We start from the raw sequence: 21,069 nt of genomic DNA on the forward strand, positions 1-21,069 counted from the left end.
TTTTATTGCCCGCATTCTCCCCTTCCACCTGACTGAACACTCTGAATAAAAGCCAAAAAAAATCCCACGGCCCTCGCAGGCAGTGGGAAAAACTAAGCGTACCCGGTTTAAGTACGCTCAAACAGTCAGGTTTATTTATTCATCTGGAACAGCGACATCTTCGACATATCGCTAAAGGTGGTGTACGACGCCTGCAGCAGCTGCTGCTGCATGGTGTAGGTAGAAATGGCTTCGGTGTAATCGACGTTAACCAGCGTGCTCATCTGATCTTTCAGCGTCACCTTGCGGTCGTCACCTTTTGCATCCAGCGTATCCAGTTCGTCCAGCTGGGTACCAATCTCAGAACGCACCGCCAGCACATTGTTCAGCGAGTTGCTGAAGCCACGGTTGGCTTTGTCCATCGCCGCGCTGAAGGTCTGTTTAGTGGCATCGTCAGCATCATTCTGCGGCACTTTCAGCGCCGCAATGGCGTCATCCAGCATATCGAACAGGTTAGTCTGGCTGGCGCTGCCATCCGGCTCTGGCTTGGCGTTGCTGGTCAGCTGGTCAAAAATTGAATTACCGGTATGGCCCACCGTCATGGTGCGTTCGCTGTCGACTTTCTGGGTGATCGCGTCGCTGCCACCGCTATAGATGATTTTACCGCTGGCATCTTCGGTGAACGGCGGCTTGTCGGACGCATAGCCGGCAAACAGGTAGCGGCCGTTCCCGTCTTTGCTGTTGGCCAGGTTGAGCAGCTGCGAGCGAATGCCCTCCAGCTGGGTAGCATAAGAGGCGCGGTCATCGTCACTCAGCGAGCCGTTACCGGCGCTGATCAGCGTGGATTGCGCCGACTGAATCGCCGTCGTGACATCACTCAGCGTGCTCTCTTCCAGCGACAGGCCCTGATTCGCGAACGAACGCGCCAGCGCGAACTGGCTGTCGCGCGCCTGCGTCTGCGACAGCACCACGGCGCGCGAAGCGGCGATCGGATCGTCAGACGGATTGGTCACGCGGCGACCGGTTGACAATTGTTCACCCGCTTTCAGCCAGGAGGATTGCGCATCAGTGACGCCGCGCACCTGCTGGTCGAAAATCATATTGGTACTGAGTCTCATCGGTCAGGCCTCCCGTATTAACCGCGAATGCTCATCAGAGCATCGAAAATGGTATTGGCGGTTTGCAGTACCTGCGCGTTCGCCATGTAAAATTGCTGATATTTGCTCAGGTTGGCGTACTCTTCGTCGAGGTTTACGCCAGAAACCGACTGCTGACGTTCGGTCAGCTGCGTCACCACGCCCTTCTGGGTGGTAGCGGCGGTTTCGAGGTTTTTGGTTTTGTTGCCGACGGTGCTCACCAGGCTGGCATAACCCTGCGCCAGCGTGGCGTTACCGTTAATCAGTTTGGCATCCTGCAGGTCCAGCAGCTTTTGCGCGTTACGGTTATCGCTGGCGCCACCCGCAGCCGAAGCTGCCGCGATCTGCGATTCACTGGTGATAGCCACTGACATGCCGCTAATCACATCCTGCAACGGTTTGACCAGGAAGCTGTCTTTGGCGTTAGCCGTTCCGTTTACCGTTAATGACAGTCCGTCAAAGCTCATGGTGGTATTGCCGGCACCGTCGCTGCCCATGGTCGGCGTCACTTTCACGTTGTCCGAAAGACGCGTCACCGACCAGTTGCTGCCGTCATAGCTCACGCTGTAATTAGAGGCTTTCATCGCCCCGGTGTCGGTCCAGCTGGCACTGACGGTGGCGGCAGAAGTGTTTTTGCTGTTGGTCACCACTGTCGGGCTACCAATATTGAAGAAGTTGATGCCGGTGTTGCCTTTGCTGTCATAGCCCTGGCTGTGCACCTGGTTGAAGCTGGTGGTGAATGCCGCTGCCAGCTGTCCGAGCTGGTTCTGCGCGTTATCCAGATCCTGGGTACGGAACGCCAGCAGGCCCCCGAGCGAACCGGTGGTCAGCGTTTTTTCCGGGATCTCAACGTTACCGGCCTGCTTATCGACATAGCCCACGGTAATGCGCGACGCATCGCTGCTGGAAGGCATGGCGATCAGCGAGGTGGTTTTGCTGCCGTTGACCAGCGTGGTGTTACCCATCGAGACGATATAGTTACCGTCCTGCTGCGACACGTTCACGCCGACCAGGCCATTCAGGTTATTGACCAGCTGATCGCGCTGATCGAGCAGGTCGTTAGGCGCAGAGCCGCCGCCGGTGGTCAGCTTGGCGATCTGCGTGTTGAGATCGGCAATCTGGCTGGAATAGGTGTTGATCTGCTCGACGCTGGCTTTGATGTCCGTATTGACGCTGTTTTGCATGCTGGTCAGATACTGTGCGGTGGTCTGGAACTGGTTTACCAGCCCCTGCGCATAGCTGAGCATAGACTGACGCGCAGAAGGATCGTCCGCGTTACTCACCACGTTCTGCACGTTAGTGAAAAAGCTCTGAATCGAGTCAGACAGGCTGGTGGTCGACGTCGACAACAGATCATCAATATTCGAAATCTGGTTGTACTGTGAATTGACCGCGCTGTAGTTGGCACTGTTACCGCGCAACTGGGCGGTAATAAACTCATCGTATTCACGCTGCACGCCGGTCACATTGACGCCGTTGCCATAATAGTTGCTGCCCTGCAGCGTACTGTTGGCCTGCGACAGCAAAATCGTCTGGCGCGAATAACCGGCCACGGTGTAATTACTGATGTTGTTACTGGTGGTGCTTAATGCGGCCTGTGCGGCGCTCAGCCCGCTCATCGCGGAGTTAATTATGCTGGACATCTCGGTTCCTTTTTCCCGTTAACCGGGCTGGCAGTCATCAGTGCGATTGCGCGGGCCACAACGCCCGCGGCATGTGAAGGTTATCGGCGTGCTTAAGCGAAACTTGAGCGGAAAAATCAGAACAGATCGGTGAAATCCTGGCTGTAAGCCTTAACCACTTTTTCGCCCATGTTTTTGAATTGCTGGATCATTCCTACCAGTTTCTGCGCATATTTCGGGTCAGTCGCATAGCCAGCCGCCTGCAGCGCGCGCGCGCCCTGCTCGGCGCTCGGTGCGTTCGCCACCGCCGCATAACGTGGGTTACTGGAAATCAACCGCACGTAATCGCTGAGTGCTTCGAAATAGGAGCCATAAACGCGGAAGGTGGCGCGCACTTTCTTCGCTTCACCGCCCTCGTATTCCGTGGTCATGATGTCGGTGGTTTCGCCCTTCCAGTCGCCGCTGGCTTTGATCCCGAACACGTTGTAGCTCGGCTTACCGTCGCGCGTCAGGATCTGCCGCTGGCCCCAGCCGGACTCCAGTGCCGCCTGCGCCAGAATCAGATGGTGAGGAATGCCGCTCTGCTGGCTGGCTACTTTCGCCGGCTGCGCCAGCTGGGCGATAAACTCATTGCTGTCACCCGGCAGGCTGGCCGGCGAGACCGGCAGACGCGGCACCGCTTTGCGCACCATCTGCTCCAGCTGCGTGGGCGCCATGCTGCTATAGATGAAGCTGTTATCCAGTTTCATCGGCACGGTACCGGCGCTTTCGTCCGGTGCCTGCGCCGGCTGCATCTGTTTGACAATGGTGTCGGCCAGACCCAGCCCGCGCTTGCCGATTTCCTGCGCAATCTGCTGATCGTAAAGCGAGGTGTAAAGCCGCGTCTGATCGTTGCTCAGCATGCCATCCTGCGGCAGCGCTTCACGCATGCTTTTCAGCATCATCTGCACGAACATCCCTTCGACCTGCTTCGCCACCTGCAGCGCTTTGCCTTTCGGGTCCACGGCAGCCTGGCGTTTCAGTTCGTTCAGCGAGCGGCTGTCATACGCCGCGTTCATCAGCGATTGCGTATCGGTCATCAGATAATTTCCAGCTTCGCGCGCAGGCAGCCCGCGCTCTCCATCGATTGCAGAATCGACATCAGCTCAATCGGTGTCGCACCCAGCGCATTCAGCGCCCGCACTACGTTGTTCAGGTTGGCACTGGCGTTAACCCGCTGCAGCGCGCCACCGCTCTGACGCAGATCGATCTGCGTTTGCGTGGTGGCAACCGTCTGACCACCGGCAAACGGCGTATCCGGCTGGCTAACGTTCTGCTGCTGATTAACCGTGACCGACAGGTTGCCCTGCGCCACCGCACAGGTATTGAGCGTCACTTCGCGATTCATCACCACCGAACCGGTGCGCGAGTTGATGATCACTTTGGCGTCTTCCAGCGGTACCGACACGTCGATGTTCTGGATCTCCGCCAGCAGACGTACCTGCGAGCTGTTATTCGGCGACACGCGGATTTGCACGGTACGGGCGTCCAGCGGCAGCGCTGACCCCACGCCACGGCTGTTGATGGCATCAGCAATGCGCTGTGCCATGGTGAAATCTTCGTTGTTAAGCTGCAGGTTGATGGTGTTCTGGCTGCCGAAGTTGCTCTGCAGCTCACGCTCGACGGTGGCGCCACCGGTAATGCGGCCGCCGTTGAGCTGGTTAACCTGCACGCTGCTGCCACCGGCCGAGGCGCCCGCCCCTCCAACCAGAATGTTACCCTGCGCCAGCGCGTAAACCTGGTTATCGACGCCCTTCAGCGGCGTCATCAGCAGCGTACCGCCGCGCAAGCTTTTGGCGTTACCCAGAGAGGACACCACCACGTCAACCGTCTGTCCCTGACGGGCAAACGACGGCAGTTTGGCGGTGACCATCACCGCCGCCACGTTTTTCAGCTGCATGTTGGTGCCGGCAGGCACGGTGATGCCCAGCTGCGACAGCATGTTACTCACCGTTTGCGTGGTGAACGGCGTCTGGGTGGTCTGGTCACCGGTGCCATCAAGGCCAACCACCAGACCGTAACCAATCAGCTGGTTATCGCGTACGCCCTGCACGCTGGTGAGATCGCGGATGCGATCGGCCTGCGCCATCAGGCTGCTGATGCCGAGCAACAGGCCCAGGCCCAAACGCAGCAGTGTAGTGTTTTTCATCATGACCTCTTACATCGGCGAGACGTTCAGGAAGAAGCGCTGGAACCAGCCCATGGTCTGCGCCTCATTGATATAACCGTTACCGACGTACTCAATACGTGCATCGGCGACCTGCGTTGACAGCACCGCGTTGCTGGCGCTGATGGTGCGCGGGTTCACTACGCCAGAGAAGCGAATAAATTCGGTGCCCTGGTTGATTTCAATCTGTTTCTCGCCGACCACGCGCAGGTTGCCGTTCGACAGCACCTGGTTAACGGTGACGGTGATGGTGCCGGTAAAGGTGTTGTTGGCGGTCGCGCCACCTTTGCCAGCGAAATCGTTTTTGCCGTTGGCATCGAGCGCGGCTTTTTCGCCGCCGGCGCCCACCAGTCCGGCCAGGCCGGTTGGGATGGCGCTCAGGCCAAAGCTGTTACTGCCGTCGCGGCTGGCATTGGCTGAAGAGCTTTTGCTGGCGCTGACGTTTTCCTGCAGCGTAATGGTCAGGGTGTCACCAATGTTACGTGGACGACGATCCTCAAACAGCGGCTGATAGCCGTAGTTGAGCGGCGCCACGCCCTGAAAAATGGAACCGTTCACCACCGGCGGTGCGGATGGCGTCGGCTCAGCCGTCGTCGCGCCCTGTACCAGTGGCGTGCGCGGCACCAGCGCACAACCGTTAAGGGTCAGTAGCAGCGTGGCTACTAACCAATGCCCAGGCTTGAGAATCACTTGCTTCGCCACGGAGTTCTGACCTTTTTCATGTTCTTAATCGGGCCAGACGCGCTGGCCCAACGATCCCGGCATTACAGCTGGGTTAACTTCTGCAGCATCTGATCGGAGGTGCTGATCGCTTTGCTGTTGATCTCATAAGCGCGCTGCGTCTGGATCATGGTCACCAGCTCTTCCGCCACGTTGACGTTGGAGGTTTCCACGTAACCCTGATACAGCAGACCGGCCCCGTTCTGGCCCGGCGTGCTTTCGGTCGGCGCACCGGAGGCCTGGGTTTCCTGATAGAGGTTTTCCCCGACGCTATCCAGTCCGGCATCGTTCATGAAGGTGCTGAGCGTCAGCTGGCCAACCTGTGCCGGCTGCGTCTGCCCCTGCTGTGTCACCGTCACCACGCCGTCACGCGCAATGGTGATGCTGGTGGCGTTCGCCGGAATAGTGATGCCTGGCTGCACCGGGAAACCGGCGTTGGTCACCAGCTGGCCGTTCTGATCCACCTGGAACGAGCCGTCGCGGGTATACGCCGACGTACCGTCCGGCATCTGCACCTGGAAATAGCCCTGACCATTAATCGCCACATCTTTTGAGTTGCTGGTCTGCGACAGGTTGCCCTGGTTGTGCAGACGTTCGGTGGTCACCGGACGCACACCGGTACCGATCTGCAGGCCCGACGGCAGCGTGGTCTGTTCTGACGACTGCGCACCCGGCTGACGCAGGGTCTGGTACATCAGATCTTCGAACACCGCGCGTGAACGCTTAAAGCCGTTGGTGCTGACGTTCGCCAGGTTGTTGGCGATGACGTCCATGTTGGTCTGCTGTGCGTCAAGACCGGTTTTCGCGATCCATAAAGAACGAATCATTCTGTTTTCCTTAAGCCTTAGCTGCTCATATTGAGTAGCTGATTAGCCCGCTGTTCGTTTTCATCGACGTTGGAGATCACTTTCATCTGCATCTCAAAACGTCGGGCGTTGGCGATCATGTCGACCATGGTTTCCACGGGCTTCACGTTGCTGCCCTCCAGCACGCCCGGCATCACCTGCACGGTCGCGTCATTCGGCAGCGCCGCGCCGCGCTGTGCCTGAGTGGCGGCGCTGGGACGGAACATGCCGTCATCACCGCGCGTCAGTTCCTGGCCTGTGGCACGTACCAGCTTCAGCCGTCCAAGCTGCACCGTGGCGTTCGGCGCGTCACCGGCGTTAAGCGCGGTGATGGAGCCGTCGGCGGCAATGGTCAGTTGCGCGCCCTGCGGCACGGCAATCGGACCGCCATCGCCCATCACGGGATTGCCCTGAATGGTCAGCTGGCCGGTCGGGCTAATCTGCATGTTACCGTTGCGGGTATAAGCTTCGCTGCCGTCAGCGGTACGCACCGCCAGCCAGCCATCCTGCTGCACCGCCACATCGAGCGGACGCTCAGTGTAATCGAGCGAGCCCTGCGACATATCGGCACCCGGTGTGGAAGCGGCCACCAGCGTACGTGTTGGCAGCGACCAGCCGTTGACCGGCACCGCGCGCAGCGCATTGAGCTGAGCGCGAAAGCCCGGCGTCGAGGCGTTGGCGAGGTTGCTGGCGGTGACAGACTGTTGCTCCATCGTCTGACTGGCCGCGCCCATCGCGGTATATATTGCGTGATCCATAAAGCAATCCCGTTAGCGTATTAACGAAGGTTGACCAGGGTGTTAAGAATCTGGTCCTGCGTTTTGATGGTCTGGCTGTTGGCCTGATAGTTACGCTGGGCAACGATCATATTCACCAGCTCTTTACTCAGGTCGACGTTGGACGCTTCCAGCGCGCCGGAGGTCAGGTTGCCGTAGGTACCGGTGCCTGCCAGACCGACTGCCGCCTGGCCCGAGGAGTTGGTCGCCGACCAGACGTTATCGCCTTCGGACTTCAGCCCTTCCGGGTTAGAGAAACTCGCCAGCACAATCTGACCCAGCAGCTGGGTTTTCTGGTTGGAGTAAGTCCCGGTGATGGTGCCATCGTCGTTGATGGTGTAGCTGGTCAGATCGCCCGGTGCATAGCCATCCTGGGTTGGGTTACCGAAGTTGGTTTTGCCGGTGTTCTGCTGCAGGCTGCCGAGCACGCTGAGGCTGACGGCCTGGTTGGCCGCGGCACCGTTGGCACCCTGAATGGTCAGCGCCACTGTGCTGGCCGAGGTCAGGTTACCGCTGGTATCGAATACCATGTTGAAGTTACCGGCAGCCTGACCAGTGGTGGAATCAATCGCGTGCACCGTCCAGTTGTTGTCGGCCGTTTTGACGTAGTACAGATCCAGCGCGTGGTCGTTACCCTGCGAGTCGTATACGGTCACGGTGCTTTTGGCGTTGTAAGTATCCACGTTGGTTGCCGTGAACGCACCGCCGGTTGGCACCGCATCGGTTGAGTTCAGGTTGGATACCATGGTGGCGGTAGTGGTGGCGCGCGCCGACATCTGGGTGGTCGGAATGCTCAGCGCGACCGGGTTGGCACCGGCCTGAATGGTTGGCGGGGTGCCGTTAGCCGGATAGCCGGTTACGGTCAGGCCCTGGGTGTTCACCAGGTTACGGTTTTCGTCCAGCGTGAACTGGCCGTTACGCGAATAGAACACGCCGCCGCTGGCGTCGGTCAGACGGAAGAAACCGTTGCCGCTCAGCGCCACGTCCAGCCCACGGCTGGTAGAGGTGGTGGTGCCGTCGTTAAAGTTCTGAATCACCGCTGCGACTTTGGTACCCATACCGACGTTCGAACCGGCGAACATATCGGCAAACGCGATGGTGCTGGATTTAAAGCCGGCCGTCGCCGAGTTGGCGATGTTGTTACCAATAACGTCGAGGTTGCTGGAGGCAGCGCCCAGGCCGCTCACCGCTTGTGAAAATGACATGCTATTTCTCCTGCTAAGAGGTTAGTCAGAGAATCTGACGAATTTCATCGAGGGTCGCGGAGCCCATGGTGCCGAGATCCAGTTTTGCGGTGTTATTCACGGTGCTGACGCCGTTGACATAGGCGTAGTTCAGCGGCTGTGCCACCAGTTGGGTGCTGCCATTGCTGGCGGCGAGTGAAACCGTATATTTGCCGTCCGGTGCGGCGCTGCCATCGTCCATCTTGCCGTCCCACGAGAAGGTGTGAACGCCGGCGCTGAGACCGCCGAGATCGATGGAGCGCACTACGCTGCCGTTGCCATCTTTGATGGTGACGCTGGTGGCGGTCGACGCGGTACCCAGTTCCACGCCAAACGGCGTGCTGGTGCCGCTGCCGACCAGCACCTGGCTGCCCTTCACCATTACGCCATGGCCGATCAGCGTTGAGCTCTGCAGCGACTGGCTGGTGCTGATCTGACCGGAGATCGATCCCAGCGTGGTATTGAGTTTTTCAATGCCGCTCAGGGTGTTGATCTGCGTCAGCTGGGTTGTCAGCTGACTGTTGTCCATCGGGTTAGTCGGGTCCTGATTTTTCAGCTGCGTCACCAGCATGTTCAGGAACTGGTTTTGCAGATCCTGCGCGCTGTTGCCGCTGCCGGTGCTGCTGCTGGAGCTGAGGACCGTGGGGTCGAGGTTGTCTTTAATCCCTACTGCAAGGCTCATAATGCGTCTCCGTTACTGACCCATGGTGAGGGTTTTCATCATCATTGACTTCACCGTGTTCAGCACTTCGACGTTGGCCTGATAGCTGCGCGACGCGGACATGGTGTTAACGGTTTCGGCGACCACGTCGACGTTAGGCATTTTGACGTAGCCTTTCTGGTCAGCCAGCGGATTACCCGGGTCATACACCAGTTTGGCGGGCGTCGGGTCGTTCACGACACCGGCCACTTTGACGCCGCCGGTGGCCGCGCCCTGAGCGGCATCGGTCTGGAAAATCACCTGCTTCGCCACGTACGGCTGACCGTCCGGCCCGGTGACGCTGTCGGCGTTGGCCAGGTTACTGGCGCTGACGTTGAGCCGCTGTGACTGTGCGGTCATCGCAGAACCGGCGATATCAAAGATATTCAGCAATGCCATGATTATTGCCCCTGCAGAACGCTCATCATGCCTTTGATCTGGCTACTGATGAGGGTGAGATCGGTTTGGTATTTCAGGCTGTTATCCGCAAACTGCGTACGCTCGCGATCCATATCCACGGTGTTACCATCCGCGGCAGGCTGATCGGGAATGCGGTACAGCAGATCCAGTGCGGGCTGTGAATTGGTCTGCGCTTCAATGTGACGTGATGACGTGACATTGAGCGCCAGGCTGCTGCCTTCGGCACGGCCGTTCTGCATCACCTTGCTCAGCTGGCTGGCAAAGTCGATATCCCGCGCCTGGTAGCCCGGGGTATCGGCGTTGGCAATGTTAGACGCCAGAATCTCCTGGCGCTGCGCCCGCAGGTTTAATGCTTCTGTACCAAATCGCAGCGCGGCATCGAGTTTGTCGAGCATGCTTCCTCCGCGAATGAGAATTTCGAGCTGACAGCTTAATGGGACAAAAGCAAGGGCTATCGTCTGAATAGCAGCAAAAATCGTGGCTATTTTTCACCTTGAATTTTTGGTGTGCGGAGTAGACTCAGTGCCATCTTTTCGACAGGAGGCGTTGATGCGTACAACTTCTTCCCTGCTGGCCCTGCTGTGGCTGGCCTTCGCGACGCCCGGCTATGCTGCCGATCTCAGCGCGCAGCTGACTCAGTTCTTTCAGGCGCGCGATCCGCAGCACGCCGCCGGTATGACCGTGGTGGTCCGCACGCCGCAGACGCAGTGGCCCGCCTGCGACACACCGCAGCTGCTGCTACCGGGGAACAGTCGCCAGTGGGGCAATCTGAGCATTGCCGCCAGCTGCGGCCAGAATCGTCGCTATCTGCAGGTGCAGGTGCAGGTCACCGGCGAGTATCTGGTAGCCAATCGTCAGCTGGCGCGCGGCAGCAACGTCAGCGCCAGTGATTTCCGCCTGGAGAGTGGCCGGCTGGATACGCTGCCGGCGCGCGCGCTGCTCAGCAGCAGCAATCTGGCGGACGCCATTGCCCTGCGTGACATTGCGCCAGGCCAGCCGGTGACGGCCACCATGCTGCGCCAGCCGTGGCGGGTGAAAGCCGGTCAGAATGTGATGGTGATTGCCAGCGGCAACGGCTTTAATGCCAGCAGTGAAGGTCGTGCGTTAAACAACGCCAGCGCGGCGCAGACGGTGCGCGTGCGCATGAGCAATGGCCAGGTGGTAAGCGGTCGTGTCAGCGAGGATGGGAATATTCTGATATCGCTATAAAGCGTTAAAGAACGCTGTTGTTCTGCCGATAGAGATATCAACAATGATATTACCCTATGCTGACTCAGTTGGCTGATCCCCAACTGACCCTAACAGGAGCCACACCATGAGTATCGACAGAACGCAGCCTTTAAAACCGGTGAGCACTGTACAAACCCGTGACAGCAGCGACAACCAGGCAAAAGTGCGTCAGAACAGCGCACCGGCCACCAGCACCAGCCAGAATGGTGCGGAAGTGACGCTGAGTCCCGCTCAGGCGCAGCTGATGCAGCCGGGCAGCAAAGATATTAACACAGCGCGCGTAGAGCAGCTGAAGACCGCCATTCGTAATGGTGAACTGAAAATGGATACCGGTAAGATCGCCGATGCGCTGATCGCCGATACCAGGGCGTTTTTAGAGGGTAAATAGTCCCGATGGATAATCTGCTGACCACCTTAGATAAAATGCAGGATGTGCTGAGTTCGCTTAACGTCGTGATGGATGAAGAGCAGCAGCAACTTTCTGCCGGACGGATTAATGGCAACCTGCTGCAGCGCATTACAGAAGATAAAAGCGCGCTGCTGACGACGTTGAATTATCTGGACGAGATGCGCCGCAAAACCGAGCTGTCGCTGGGTACCAAAGCGCCTTATCGTGGTCACAGTGACATCGCACGCCGCTGGCACAGTATTCAGCAACATACCCAGCGTCTGCGCGACGCCAATCAGCACAATGGCATGCTGTTGCAGCATCAGATGACCTTTACCGAACAGGCGCTGTCGGTGCTGAAACCGCATCAGACCCAGTCATTTTACGGCCCGGACGGTCGTGGTTTAGGCCAGACGACGCTGAGCCGCAAAGGCTAAACGCAGCCGTGCTGCGGGTCCGCTGAATCAGGGTCGCCACGCCGGGCGACCCTTTTTTATTGTGCGCTCACACCGCTGTGCGGCGGGCAAAATCGCGCGGGCGGAAGCCCAGTAAACCGAGCATCACGAAGTAAGCGCCGCCGCCAATGGCGCACACCGCCGCCAGCCGCAGTAGCCGCCACCACATCTGCCCCTCTTCCCACGCCGGCATCACCTGCAGAATGCCCAGCAGCGCAGCAGCCATCACCGCGACGGCGACCAGCAGACGCAGCAGGAAACCGTGCCAGCCCGGCTGCGGCTGAAAGATTTGCTGTTTGCGCAGCTGCCAGTAGAGCAGCGCCGCATTCAGGCAGGCAGCCAGACCAATCGACAGCGACAGACCGGCGTGCTTCAGCGGGCCGATAAACGCCAGGTTCATCAGCTGCGTCATGATCAAGGTGGCGATAGCAATCTTTACCGGCGTTTTGATGTCCTGCCGCGAATAAAAGCCCGGCGCCAGCACTTTCACCACGATCAGCCCCATCAGCCCAACCGAATAGGCAATCAGCGCGCGCTGGGTCATCGCCGCATCAAAAGCGGTAAATTTTCCGTACTGGAACAGCGCCACGGTGAGCGGACCGGAAAGAATGCCCAGCGCAACCGCGCTCGGCAGCGCCAGCAGGAAGCACAGACGCAGGCCCCAGTCCATCAGACGGGAATATTCATCGTGGTTGCCGCTGGCAAAACTCTTCGCCAGCGACGGCAGCAGGATGGTGCCGAGCGCGACGCCCAGCACGCCAGAGGGAAACTCCATCAGACGATCGGCGTAGTACATCCACGACACCGAGCCGGAGACCAGAAACGAGGCGAAAATGGTATTGATGATCAGCGAGATCTGGCTCACCGACACGCCGAGAATCGCCGGGCCCATCTGGCGCATCACCCGCCACACGCCGGCATCGCGCAGGTTGACGCGCGGCAGTACCAGCATGCCAATCTTTTTCAGGTGCGGCAGTTGATAAAACAGCTGCAGCAGCCCGCCCACCACCACTGCCCACGCCAGCGCCATCACCGGCGGATGGAAGTGCGGCGCGGCAAACAGCGCAAAGCCGATCATGCTGATATTCAGCAGCGTGGGCGCGAACGCCGGGACGGAGAAGCGGTTCCAGGTATTAAGAATCGCCCCGGCCAGCGACGCCAGCGAGATCAGCAGAATATAAGGAAAGGTGACGCGCAACAGCGAACTGGTTAAGGCGAACTTGTCGGCGGTATCGGCAAAACCCGGCGCCGTTACCACGATTACCCAGGGCGCAGCGACCATGCCCAGCACCGTCACCACCGCCAGCACCAGCGTCAGCAGGCCTGATACATAGGCAACAAACACCCGCGTGGCGTCTTCGCCCTGCTTGCTTTTATATTCGGCAAGAATTGGCACGAAGGCCTGTGAAAAGGCGCCTTCGGCGAAAATACGGCGCAGCAGATTGGGCAGTTTGAACGCCACGAAAAAGGCATCGGTGGCCATGCCAGCCCCGAAAACGCGCGCCACGATGGCGTCGCGGGCAAAGCCCAGCACGCGGGAAAACAGGGTCATCGAACTGACCGCAGCCAGCGATTTCAGCAAATTCATAATGAGTGGCGCATCCTGAAAAGTGTCGGATAAATGAGCAACTTAGCGCGGACATCCAGCGATGTCCGGCGATAGTCTACTGCTGCGGTGGGAAATGACCAGCATTGAGTGTTACAAGGGATTATTCCTGCACGGCGTCGCGCCACAGTTTTTCCACCAGACGCTGCGCCGCCAGCGCCTGTTCACCACTGGTTTCAGGCATCGTCTGATTTTCCACGCACTGGATAAAATGCTGCGCCGCACCGCTAAAGCCACGCTGGGTCAGATGACTTTGCCACGCCGGCGGGACATCACTGCGCAGGCCACTAAGCGTCTCTTCACGCCAGTCGCGCATCTCATTAATTTCGATGTAACGCCCGTCGCAGATGGCGCTGACCACTTCACGCTGCGTGCCCGCGCGGCGATGCATACTGGTGGTAATTTGCAGCGATCCGGCCGAGAAATGGTGCTCGCCATAGCGCATCGCGCCGTCCTCGTTGGTGTCGATGTGGCCGAGCTCCAGCCTGAGCTTGCCGCCGGCCAGCCACAGCGCGGTATCGACCACATGCAGATAGTCATCCAGCAGGGTAAAGCGCAGGTCGTGCGGGCCGACGCTGTCTGCCCGGTGTTTCTCAATGCGCAGCGAGGACGCGCCCGGCAGCTGCGCTTTCAGCTGCTGGTAGCGCGGTGCAAAGCGCCGGTTGAAGGCCACCATCAGTTTACGTTTGCGCTTTTCCGCCAGCGCCACCAGCGTCTCCGCCTGCTGCAGCGTTTCGGCCAGCGGCTTATCGACACAAACATCTTTACCGGCCAGCAGCAGCGCCTGCACTACCTCAAAATGGCTGGCGGTGCTGCTGTGCACAAACACCGCATCGCTGGCCGCCGCCAGCGTATCCAGCTGACTAAAATAAGGAATACGGTAACTGTCGCAGACCGGCTGTGCCCGCGCCTGGCTGGGCGAGAACGCGCCGACCAGCTGCCAGCCGCTGGCCTGCGCCAGCACCGGCAGCCAGGCTTTCTGCGCGATACCGCCAAGCCCAACCACACCAATACGCAGCGTCATTTCACGCCTCCCGCTGCAGCAGTTGCTGCAGCTGAGCGTCAAGGCGCGCCACCTGCGCTTCCAGCTGAGCAACGCGCGCGGCCAGATCGTCAGACTCAGGCGACGCTGTGTGGCTGGCAGGTAGTTCGTCCGTCACCTCGCCGCCAAACAGATGCATATAGCGGCTTTCTCGCTTGCCCGGCTCGCGCGCCAGACGCACCACCATGGGGCCGTCATCGCGCGTCGTCAGCCCCTCCAGCGTGCGTTCCACTTCGGCCATGTCCTGAAACTCATGCAGACGACCACTGCGGGTACGCAGTTCGCCCGGCGTCTGCGCGCCGCGCAGGAACAGTAGCGTCAGCACCGCCACTTCGGCGGCATTCAGCTGCAGATTGCCAAACGCCGAGTTGCAGAAACGCTGTTCATATTTGCTGACGCGCTGACCGAAACCGCTGTTAGCGGTGACCAGATGCTTTTTCACCAGCTCATCGAGCTGAGCCTGCACCTCATTTTCGCTCAGGTTCATCACCGGCTCGCGGTTAGATTTCTGATTACAGGCGGTGACCACGCCATTGAGGGATAACGGATATTGATCCGGCGTGGTGACCTGCTTCTCCAGCAGGCAGCCGATCACGCGCAATGCCTGCGCGGAGAGAGCCATCTTCATTACGTGTTCCTTTTATTATTGTCCGCGACGATCCGGGTTCCATTCGCGCCAGGTAAGCGCCGTCAGCACATGATCCTGCCAGCGGCCATCAATCAGTAAATAGTCTTTGGCGTAGCCCTCTTTTTCAAAACCGAGGCGCGCCAGCAAATCACCGCTGCGCTGATTGTGCGGCATATAGTTGGCCATGATGCGATGAATGCGCTGCTGACGCTGCATATAGCGAATCGCCGCCTGCAGCGCCTCAAACATCATGCCCTGCCCCTGCCACTTCTCTCCCAGCGAGTAGCCGAGATAGCAGGCATGAAACGATCCGCGCAGCACATTGCTGAAGTTGGCGACGCCGCGCACTTCATGCTCTTCCGGATCCATCAGCACAAAATAGAACGCGGAGCCTTGTTTATGCATGTCGGCAATTAAACCCAGGCGCGCCTGCCAGCCGGAAGGATAACAGTGGCTCTCATCGCGCACCGGTTCCCAGGGTTTAAGAAAGGCGCGGTTTTCGGCGTAGTAATCCGCCAGACGCCAGGCATCGCGTTCATGTACTAAACGCACCACCAGACGATCGGTGTTAAGCCGCACGCGCGGGCCAGCAGAGCGATAGCCAAACATCATGACTCCTGAAATCCATAACGAAAGAAAGATGTACGCCAGCGGCGTTACTTCTCACTATAACCGTCACCCCGGCTGCGGTAAAACCCCGCGCATCGCTCACGGCAATTGATTCCGATTAAGGATTAATTTCTCTTCAGGCTGGATAAAAAAATATCATCCTGAAAACGCTATTTTTCCCGCCGGAGCAGGCAGAAAATAGACCAACTGGTCACTTTTCCTTCTCACTTGCTCAGGATTCAGCATGTCAAGGTTTGCGCGGGCACGACGCCTTGGAAAAACGTTTCTGTTAGTCGATAACATGCTGGTGGTAATGGGATTCTTTGTGGTGTTTCCCCTGATCTCCATTCACTTTGTGGAACAGCTTGGCTGGGCCGCGCTGCTGGTGGGCATTGCGCTCGGCCTGCGTCAGCTGGTGCAGCAGGGGCTTGGTATCTTCGGCGGGGCCATTGCTGACCGTTTTGGCGCGCGGCCGCTGATCGTCACCGGCATGCTGATGCGCGCCGCCGGTTTCGCCTGTATGGCGCTGGCGCATCAGCCGTGGCTGCTGTGGCTGGCCTGCCTGCTGTCCGGACTGGGCGGCACGCTGTTCGATCCGCCACGCAGCGCGCTGGTGGTGAAACTGGTGCGGGCACGCGAGCGCGGACGCTTCTTTTCGCTGCTGATGATGCAGGACAGCGCCGGCGCGGTGCTGGGCGCGCTGATTGGCAGCTGGCTGCTGGCGTGGGATTTCCGTCTGGTGTGCTGGGTCGGTGCGGCGGTGTTTGTCGTCGCCGCCATCTTTAACGCCGTGTGGCTGCCAGCATGGCGCATCTCTACGGAGCGTATCGCCATGCGCGAGGGAATGCAGCGCGTGTGGCGCGACCGCCGTTTCCGCCTGTATGTCTTTACCCTGACCGGCTATTACATCCTCGCCGTGCAGGTGATGCTGATGCTGCCGGTCATGGTCAATCAGGTGGCGGGCGCACCGGCGGCGGTGAAGTGGATGTACGCGATTGAAGCGCTGCTGTCACTCAGCCTGCTCTATCCGCTGGCGCGCTGGAGTGAAAAGCGCTTCCGCCTCGAGACGCGCCTGATGGCCGGGCTGTTTCTGATGACCTTCAGCCTGCTGCCGGTTGGCATGACCGATTCGCTGCCGTCGCTGTTTTTGCTGATCGCCGTCTTCTATCTCGGATCGATCATCGCTGAACCGGCGCGTGAAACCCTGAGTGCGTCCCTGGCCAGCGCCCGGGCACGCGGCAGCTACATGGGGTTCAGCCGGCTCGGCCTGGCGATTGGCGGACTGATTGGCTACTCCGGTGGCGGCTGGATGTTCGATATGGGCCAGAAGCTGGCGCTGCCGGAGCTGCCGTGGATGCTGCTCAGCACCGTCGGTATCATCACGCTGCTGGCGCTGTGGTGGCAGTTCCAGCCGCGCCAGGTGGCACCGGCGATCTTCAGCAGCTAGTTTGCCGGTTCAGGCGTTCTCTTCCATACTTCCCGCACGTCCGGAAAAAGGGTGACCTCCGTCACCCTGAGAATCACAGGAGAAACGGGATGAAACTTTACATCTACGATCACTGCCCTTTCTGCGTCAAAGCACGCATGATATTTGGCCTGAAAAACCTGCCGGTTGAGCTGATTGTGATGCTCAATGACGATGAAGCAACGCCGAAAAAGCTGATTGGCCAGAAAATGGCGCCGATTCTGCAAAAAGCCGATGGCAGTGCGATGCCAGAGAGCATGGATATCGTGCGCTTTGTCGATAATCAGGATCGCCAGCCGCTGCTGACCGGCAAGCAAAATCCCGCCATCGCCGACTGGCTGCGACGGGTCAATGGCTACATCAACAAGCTGCTGCTGCCGCGCATCGCTGAGGCCGCCTTTGCTGAATTCGCCACTCCCGAAGCACGTGATTACTTCCGCGAAAAGAAACAGGCCAGCCTCGGTGACTTTGCCGAACTGCGTAAACATGCCCCGGGTTTCATCAAAAATATCAGCGATGATTTGCGCCAGCTGGATAAATTGATCGTCAAACCCAACGCGGTGAACGGCGAGTTGTCTGAGGATGACATTCATCTGTTTCCGCTGCTGCGCTCGCTGACGCTGGTTTCCGGTATCGAATGGCCGAGCCGCGTCGCCGACTACCGCGATAATATGGCGAAACAGACGCAGGTGAATCTGCTGTCGTCGATTGCGGCCTGATGGCGCTGTGATGAGAAGCGCGCGGCTGCGTTTCTCATCTCTCTCCTGGTGACACCTGGCCCTGAATCAGGCAGGCTTAAGGCTGTTTGGCCGTATCAACCAGGAAGAAGAAATGATGAAGAAGGCGTTTCCCGGGCTGTTTGCCCTGTTTTTTGCCGTGCTGCTCAGCGGCTGTAACCAATTGACGCAATACACCATCAGCGAGCAGGAAGTGAATCAGGCGCTGCAAAAGCGCAACAACTACGAGAAAGACATCGGCGTGTCCGGGCTGGTGAATGCCCATATTGTACTGACCGACCTGAGCAGCCAGATTGGCCGTGAAGAACCCGGCAAAGTGACGCTGTCTGGTAAAGCCAACATCAACGTCAGCTCGCTTTTTGGTCCGCAGCAGGCCGAAATGCAGCTGAAGATGAAAGCGCAACCGGTGTATAACGCGCAGCAGGGCGCCATTTATCTGCAGGACCTCGAAATCGTCGACGCACAGGTGCAACCTGAGAAGATGGCGTCGATCATGAAAACCCTTACGCCGTATCTGAACGAATCCCTCAAGCGCTATTTCAATGAAAAACCCGCCTACGTGCTAAGCGCCGACCGCAGCAAAGGCGAGGCGCTGGCGAAGAAACTGGCTAAAGGGCTGGAAGTGAAGCCTGGCCAGCTGGTGATTCCGTTTACCGATTAACGTTGCAAGCGGCCGTTCTCAGCGGCGGCCATGCATAGCGTGGCAGGATGCCGGCATGATTCTGCCCGCGCCTGCCACGCAGCTACGCAACCTGCCGCGCCTGCGGTTATTTCTCTCCCGCACTGCAAAATCCCGTGCAAACGGTTGCCCGCCCCCTTATGATTAGTCCCCGGCCTAAACGAGCCATTTCGTTTTCACCTCAGCCGGAGCCTTTTTGAATGACAGCCCAACCCCAGCAAATCACGATTCGCCGCCCTGACGACTGGCACATCCACCTGCGCGATGGCGCGATGCTCAATGCAGTGCTGCCCTATACCAGCGCGGTGAATGGTCGTGCGATTGTCATGCCAAATCTGGTTCCGCCGGTCACCAGCGTTGCGGCTGCCGAAGCGTATCGCGCACGCATCATGGCGGCGCTGCCTGCTGAGCATCACTTCACGCCGCTGATGACCTGTTACCTCACCGATTCGCTTGATGCGGACGAAATCGAACGCGGCTTCCGCAGCGGTATTTTTACGGCGGCAAAACTCTATCCGGCACACGCCACCACCAACTCCAGCCATGGCGTCACCAACATTGCCTCAATTGCCAGCGTGCTGGAGCGCATGCAGGAAATCGGTATGCCGATGCTGGTGCACGGCGAAGTCACCGATGCGCACATTGATATCTTTGATCGTGAAGCGCGCTTCATCGAAACCGTGCTGCAGCCGCTGCGCCAGCAGTTCCCGGGCCTGAAAGTGGTGATGGAACACATCACCACGAAGGAAGCTGCGGAGTATGTGGCCGCCGGCAATGAACTGCTTGGCGCGACCATTACGCCACAGCATCTGATGTTCAACCGCAACCACATGCTGGTGGGCGGCGTGCGCCCGCATCTCTACTGTCTGCCCATTCTGAAGCGCAACATTCATCAGGAAGCGCTGCGTAACCTGGTGGCAAGCGGCAACCGTCGTGTCTTCCTGGGCACCGACACGGCACCGCACCTGCGCCATCTGAAAGAAGCCAGCTGCGGCTGTGCCGGCGTATTTAATGCGCCGACGTCGCTGCCCGCTTATCTGACCGTGTTTGAAGAGCTTGGCGCACTGGAGCATTTTGAAGCCTTCTGCTCTGAGAACGGCCCCAGGTTCTACGGCCTGCCGCTCAACGACGGTACCCTGACGCTGGTGCGTGAGCCGTGGACAGTGCAGGAGAGCATCACGGTCGCTGACGATACGCTGGTTCCGTTCCTCGCCGGTGAAACCCTTAACTGGCGCATCAAAGAATAATCATCTGCCGCTTGCCTTCGGGAATTTTATACTGTACAAATAACCAGTATATTATCCCGGAGGCGTTTATGCGTGTTGAAATTACCGTAGCAAAGACTCAGCCCCTTCCCGCCGGTGCACTGGATGCACTGAGCGCTGAACTCACTCGCCGTATCTCCCGCGATTTTCCCGACGACAATCATCACGTCAAAGTGCGCTATGCCGGTGGTAACCAGCTCAGCGTGTTTGGCGGCTGTAAAGAATCACGCGACCGCATTAGCGATATTTTGCAGGAAACCTGGGAAAGCGCTGACGACTGGTTTATTACCGATTAACCGCCACTGTGCCGTTTTTGCCGGGCCCGCCGCCCGGCTTTTTTGTTTTTATTTCCCGCTCGCCAGAAAAACCCGCGCCAGCTAGACTCTGATTAAACGATGTCCTATTCTTGCCTCGTCGTGCTTACAGGAGGTGTGTTGCACATGACTACTGAAAAACCAGAAGAGGCGATGACGTTTGGGGAATTGCTGGCCTTCATTGCTGAACAGCAACGCCGTTTGACCGTGCTGGAAAATGCCTTTGCTACGCTGACCTTCTGTCTGGACGATCGCGCCAGCCAGCTGCTGGCACACAATCTGACGCTCGAAGCGCAAAATCAGAATCATGACGCTCAGTTACAGCAGCATTTTGCCCGGCTGGCGGACGAGATCCACCGGCGCAAAGGGCAGTTGCCTGCCGAGTCGCAGGGATAATTTCAGATTTTTACCCTGGCGTTCAGCCCGTTAAAGTTTTAATGCTGAGATGCCGATAATCGGTATGACGACACGTTGCGCTGCGACAATAAATACCCAGCTGCGTAAGGCGTTTATTTATTCGTTGAAAACCGGCTTTTGGCTGCTTTTATTTTGCTGTGTTTTTAGTCACCACACTTTTTAACTACTGTACTGTTAATTCCATGTTATAATTATCTCGCTAGTGCAAGATACAGACGCATTGAACCTCGAAAGCACTTCGTTTAACGAGTAATAAGGAGGTTATAATGGACAGAAGTAAAGACGTCATCCAGACCCATCCGCTGGTGGGATGGGATATCAGCACCGTTGACAGCTATGACGCCATGATGATCCGCCTGCACTCGCTATCATCGCAGGACCAGAAAGAAGAAGAAGCTGACGTGGGCCCAACATACTGGCTGACAACTGACGTAGCCAGACAGTTTATCTCTATCCTCGAAGCTGGCATTGCAAAGATCGAGTCCACTGAGCAATACCTACGCGATAATCGCAAGCACTAATCATCACCATCGCGTGAAAAGGCACCCTACAGGGTGCCTTTTTCATGGGCGCACTCTTTTGATATGCTATTGAAAAAAATCGCCGT

Annotated in this window: 25 protein-coding genes; 10 read left to right on the top strand and 15 right to left on the bottom strand. The window is 58.4% G+C overall.

Going from position 1 to position 21,069, the window contains the following annotated elements:
• Nucleotides 1–131: 131 nt before the first annotated feature.
• The 11 genes from flgL to flgB form a co-directional block, all read right to left on the bottom strand.
• Nucleotides 132–1,097 (bottom strand): flagellar hook-associated protein FlgL, encoded by a 966-nt coding sequence (gene flgL, locus AC6I79_RS11830; RefSeq protein WP_059010446.1) that lies wholly within the window; start codon nucleotides 1,095–1,097, stop codon nucleotides 132–134.
• Nucleotides 1,098–1,114: 17 nt separating this feature from the next.
• A complete protein-coding gene (gene flgK, locus AC6I79_RS11835; RefSeq protein WP_498027305.1) occupies nucleotides 1,115–2,758 on the bottom strand; it encodes a flagellar hook-associated protein FlgK in 1,644 nt (547 codons plus the stop codon).
• Between the two features lie 116 nt (nucleotides 2,759–2,874).
• A complete protein-coding gene (flgJ, locus tag AC6I79_RS11840) occupies nucleotides 2,875–3,816 on the bottom strand; it encodes a flagellar assembly peptidoglycan hydrolase FlgJ (protein ID WP_021506415.1) in 942 nt (313 codons plus the stop codon).
• A complete protein-coding gene (locus AC6I79_RS11845; RefSeq protein WP_230201060.1) occupies nucleotides 3,816–4,865 on the bottom strand; it encodes a flagellar basal body P-ring protein FlgI in 1,050 nt (349 codons plus the stop codon). Before AC6I79_RS11845 ends, flgJ begins: the two co-directional genes overlap by 1 nt.
• Nucleotides 4,866–4,934: 69 nt before the next feature.
• Complete coding sequence (locus tag AC6I79_RS11850) at nucleotides 4,935–5,645, bottom strand: flagellar basal body L-ring protein FlgH (RefSeq protein WP_021506417.1); 711 nt, start codon at nucleotides 5,643–5,645, stop codon at nucleotides 4,935–4,937.
• A gap of 62 nt (nucleotides 5,646–5,707) precedes the next feature.
• A complete protein-coding gene (gene flgG / locus AC6I79_RS11855) occupies nucleotides 5,708–6,490 on the bottom strand; it encodes a flagellar basal-body rod protein FlgG (protein WP_021506418.1) in 783 nt (260 codons plus the stop codon).
• Nucleotides 6,491–6,507: 17 nt separating this feature from the next.
• Entirely contained in the window at nucleotides 6,508–7,266 is a 759-nt protein-coding gene (locus tag AC6I79_RS11860; protein WP_058759464.1) for a flagellar basal body rod protein FlgF, read from the bottom strand.
• 20 nt (nucleotides 7,267–7,286) lie between these two features.
• A complete protein-coding gene (gene flgE, locus AC6I79_RS11865; RefSeq protein WP_021506420.1) occupies nucleotides 7,287–8,489 on the bottom strand; it encodes a flagellar hook protein FlgE in 1,203 nt (400 codons plus the stop codon).
• Between the two features lie 25 nt (nucleotides 8,490–8,514).
• The gene (gene flgD, locus AC6I79_RS11870; protein WP_021506421.1) at nucleotides 8,515–9,189 is read right to left on the bottom strand and encodes a flagellar hook assembly protein FlgD; all 675 of its coding nucleotides are present in this window, start codon (nucleotides 9,187–9,189) and stop codon (nucleotides 8,515–8,517) included.
• A 12-nt stretch (nucleotides 9,190–9,201) separates the two neighbouring features.
• Nucleotides 9,202–9,606: a flagellar basal body rod protein FlgC gene (gene flgC, locus AC6I79_RS11875; protein ID WP_021506422.1), complete on the bottom strand. Its 405-nt coding sequence runs from the start codon at nucleotides 9,604–9,606 to the stop codon at nucleotides 9,202–9,204.
• A 2-nt stretch (nucleotides 9,607–9,608) separates the two neighbouring features.
• Nucleotides 9,609–10,022 (bottom strand): flagellar basal body rod protein FlgB, encoded by a 414-nt coding sequence (flgB, locus tag AC6I79_RS11880; protein ID WP_021506423.1) that lies wholly within the window; start codon nucleotides 10,020–10,022, stop codon nucleotides 9,609–9,611.
• Between the two features lie 154 nt (nucleotides 10,023–10,176).
• Here flgB and flgA point away from each other — a divergent pair, with 154 nt between their 5' ends.
• The 3 genes from flgA (at nucleotide 10,177) to flgN (ending at nucleotide 11,682) form a co-directional block, all read left to right on the top strand.
• Nucleotides 10,177–10,836 (top strand): flagellar basal body P-ring formation chaperone FlgA, encoded by a 660-nt coding sequence (flgA, locus tag AC6I79_RS11885; RefSeq protein WP_021506424.1) that lies wholly within the window; start codon nucleotides 10,177–10,179, stop codon nucleotides 10,834–10,836.
• Nucleotides 10,837–10,942: 106 nt separating this feature from the next.
• On the top strand, nucleotides 10,943–11,245 hold the full coding sequence (gene flgM / locus AC6I79_RS11890; protein WP_104186892.1) for a flagellar biosynthesis anti-sigma factor FlgM: 303 nt from the start codon (nucleotides 10,943–10,945) through the stop codon (nucleotides 11,243–11,245).
• Between the two features lie 5 nt (nucleotides 11,246–11,250).
• Nucleotides 11,251–11,682 carry a flagellar export chaperone FlgN gene (gene flgN, locus AC6I79_RS11895; protein WP_058769621.1) on the top strand — a complete coding sequence of 144 codons (432 nt, stop codon included), beginning with the start codon at nucleotides 11,251–11,253 and terminating at the stop codon, nucleotides 11,680–11,682.
• A 67-nt stretch (nucleotides 11,683–11,749) separates the two neighbouring features.
• Here the strand turns inward: flgN and murJ are convergent, their stop codons facing one another.
• The 4 genes from murJ to rimJ form a co-directional block, all read right to left on the bottom strand.
• On the bottom strand, nucleotides 11,750–13,288 hold the full coding sequence (gene murJ, locus AC6I79_RS11900) for a murein biosynthesis integral membrane protein MurJ (protein WP_058759461.1): 1,539 nt from the start codon (nucleotides 13,286–13,288) through the stop codon (nucleotides 11,750–11,752).
• Between the two features lie 121 nt (nucleotides 13,289–13,409).
• On the bottom strand, nucleotides 13,410–14,330 hold the full coding sequence (locus AC6I79_RS11905) for a Gfo/Idh/MocA family protein (RefSeq protein WP_159378276.1): 921 nt from the start codon (nucleotides 14,328–14,330) through the stop codon (nucleotides 13,410–13,412).
• 1 nt (nucleotide 14,331) lies between these two features.
• On the bottom strand, nucleotides 14,332–14,976 hold the full coding sequence (locus tag AC6I79_RS11910; RefSeq protein ID WP_159378277.1) for a DUF480 domain-containing protein: 645 nt from the start codon (nucleotides 14,974–14,976) through the stop codon (nucleotides 14,332–14,334).
• 15 nt (nucleotides 14,977–14,991) lie between these two features.
• Nucleotides 14,992–15,585: a ribosomal protein S5-alanine N-acetyltransferase gene (gene rimJ / locus AC6I79_RS11915; RefSeq protein ID WP_059010453.1), complete on the bottom strand. Its 594-nt coding sequence runs from the start codon at nucleotides 15,583–15,585 to the stop codon at nucleotides 14,992–14,994.
• A 244-nt stretch (nucleotides 15,586–15,829) separates the two neighbouring features.
• Here rimJ and mdtH point away from each other — a divergent pair, with 244 nt between their 5' ends.
• From mdtH to bssS, 7 genes are all read left to right on the top strand, one after another.
• Nucleotides 15,830–17,032 carry a multidrug efflux MFS transporter MdtH gene (mdtH, locus tag AC6I79_RS11920; protein ID WP_159378278.1) on the top strand — a complete coding sequence of 401 codons (1,203 nt, stop codon included), beginning with the start codon at nucleotides 15,830–15,832 and terminating at the stop codon, nucleotides 17,030–17,032.
• A gap of 89 nt (nucleotides 17,033–17,121) precedes the next feature.
• A complete protein-coding gene (gene grxB / locus AC6I79_RS11925; RefSeq protein ID WP_021506432.1) occupies nucleotides 17,122–17,769 on the top strand; it encodes a glutaredoxin 2 in 648 nt (215 codons plus the stop codon).
• A 115-nt stretch (nucleotides 17,770–17,884) separates the two neighbouring features.
• Nucleotides 17,885–18,448, top strand: a complete 564-nt coding sequence (locus AC6I79_RS11930) for a lipoprotein (RefSeq protein ID WP_021506433.1) — start codon at nucleotides 17,885–17,887, stop codon at nucleotides 18,446–18,448.
• A gap of 218 nt (nucleotides 18,449–18,666) precedes the next feature.
• On the top strand, nucleotides 18,667–19,713 hold the full coding sequence (pyrC, locus tag AC6I79_RS11935) for a dihydroorotase (protein WP_021506434.1): 1,047 nt from the start codon (nucleotides 18,667–18,669) through the stop codon (nucleotides 19,711–19,713).
• Between the two features lie 68 nt (nucleotides 19,714–19,781).
• Nucleotides 19,782–20,027, top strand: a complete 246-nt coding sequence (gene dinI / locus AC6I79_RS11940; protein ID WP_021506435.1) for a DNA damage-inducible protein I — start codon at nucleotides 19,782–19,784, stop codon at nucleotides 20,025–20,027.
• A 144-nt stretch (nucleotides 20,028–20,171) separates the two neighbouring features.
• The gene (locus AC6I79_RS11945; protein WP_010617279.1) at nucleotides 20,172–20,441 is read left to right on the top strand and encodes a hypothetical protein; all 270 of its coding nucleotides are present in this window, start codon (nucleotides 20,172–20,174) and stop codon (nucleotides 20,439–20,441) included.
• 287 nt (nucleotides 20,442–20,728) lie between these two features.
• Nucleotides 20,729–20,983 (top strand): biofilm formation regulator BssS, encoded by a 255-nt coding sequence (gene bssS / locus AC6I79_RS11950; protein ID WP_021506436.1) that lies wholly within the window; start codon nucleotides 20,729–20,731, stop codon nucleotides 20,981–20,983.
• Nucleotides 20,984–21,069 lie beyond the last annotated feature (86 nt).

Source organism: gamma proteobacterium symbiont of Scutellera amethystina (genome assembly GCF_059730845.1).

Excerpts from the sequence above, each read along its gene's own strand:
- bssS (WP_021506436.1), top strand. The coding sequence starts at position 20,729 with ATGGACAGAAGTAAAGACGTCATCCAGACCCATCCGCTGGTGGGATGG.
- flgC (WP_021506422.1), bottom strand. The coding sequence starts at position 9,606 with ATGGCATTGCTGAATATCTTTGATATCGCCGGTTCTGCGATGACCGCA.
- murJ (WP_058759461.1), bottom strand. The coding sequence starts at position 13,288 with ATGAATTTGCTGAAATCGCTGGCTGCGGTCAGTTCGATGACCCTGTTT.
- flgK (WP_498027305.1), bottom strand. The coding sequence starts at position 2,758 with ATGTCCAGCATAATTAACTCCGCGATGAGCGGGCTGAGCGCCGCACAG.
- AC6I79_RS11945 (WP_010617279.1), top strand. The coding sequence starts at position 20,172 with ATGACTACTGAAAAACCAGAAGAGGCGATGACGTTTGGGGAATTGCTG.
- flgB (WP_021506423.1), bottom strand. The coding sequence starts at position 10,022 with ATGCTCGACAAACTCGATGCCGCGCTGCGATTTGGTACAGAAGCATTA.
- AC6I79_RS11910 (WP_159378277.1), bottom strand. The coding sequence starts at position 14,976 with ATGAAGATGGCTCTCTCCGCGCAGGCATTGCGCGTGATCGGCTGCCTG.
- pyrC (WP_021506434.1), top strand. The coding sequence starts at position 18,667 with ATGACAGCCCAACCCCAGCAAATCACGATTCGCCGCCCTGACGACTGG.
- flgM (WP_104186892.1), top strand. The coding sequence starts at position 10,943 with ATGAGTATCGACAGAACGCAGCCTTTAAAACCGGTGAGCACTGTACAA.
- flgD (WP_021506421.1), bottom strand. The coding sequence starts at position 9,189 with ATGAGCCTTGCAGTAGGGATTAAAGACAACCTCGACCCCACGGTCCTC.
- mdtH (WP_159378278.1), top strand. The coding sequence starts at position 15,830 with ATGTCAAGGTTTGCGCGGGCACGACGCCTTGGAAAAACGTTTCTGTTA.
- flgE (WP_021506420.1), bottom strand. The coding sequence starts at position 8,489 with ATGTCATTTTCACAAGCGGTGAGCGGCCTGGGCGCTGCCTCCAGCAAC.
- AC6I79_RS11845 (WP_230201060.1), bottom strand. The coding sequence starts at position 4,865 with ATGGCGCAGGCCGATCGCATCCGCGATCTCACCAGCGTGCAGGGCGTA.
- AC6I79_RS11930 (WP_021506433.1), top strand. The coding sequence starts at position 17,885 with ATGAAGAAGGCGTTTCCCGGGCTGTTTGCCCTGTTTTTTGCCGTGCTG.
- dinI (WP_021506435.1), top strand. The coding sequence starts at position 19,782 with ATGCGTGTTGAAATTACCGTAGCAAAGACTCAGCCCCTTCCCGCCGGT.
- flgG (WP_021506418.1), bottom strand. The coding sequence starts at position 6,490 with ATGATTCGTTCTTTATGGATCGCGAAAACCGGTCTTGACGCACAGCAG.
- flgJ (WP_021506415.1), bottom strand. The coding sequence starts at position 3,816 with ATGACCGATACGCAATCGCTGATGAACGCGGCGTATGACAGCCGCTCG.
- flgA (WP_021506424.1), top strand. The coding sequence starts at position 10,177 with ATGCGTACAACTTCTTCCCTGCTGGCCCTGCTGTGGCTGGCCTTCGCG.
- AC6I79_RS11905 (WP_159378276.1), bottom strand. The coding sequence starts at position 14,330 with ATGACGCTGCGTATTGGTGTGGTTGGGCTTGGCGGTATCGCGCAGAAA.
- grxB (WP_021506432.1), top strand. The coding sequence starts at position 17,122 with ATGAAACTTTACATCTACGATCACTGCCCTTTCTGCGTCAAAGCACGC.
- flgN (WP_058769621.1), top strand. The coding sequence starts at position 11,251 with ATGGATAATCTGCTGACCACCTTAGATAAAATGCAGGATGTGCTGAGT.
- rimJ (WP_059010453.1), bottom strand. The coding sequence starts at position 15,585 with ATGTTTGGCTATCGCTCTGCTGGCCCGCGCGTGCGGCTTAACACCGAT.
- flgL (WP_059010446.1), bottom strand. The coding sequence starts at position 1,097 with ATGAGACTCAGTACCAATATGATTTTCGACCAGCAGGTGCGCGGCGTC.
- AC6I79_RS11860 (WP_058759464.1), bottom strand. The coding sequence starts at position 7,266 with ATGGATCACGCAATATATACCGCGATGGGCGCGGCCAGTCAGACGATG.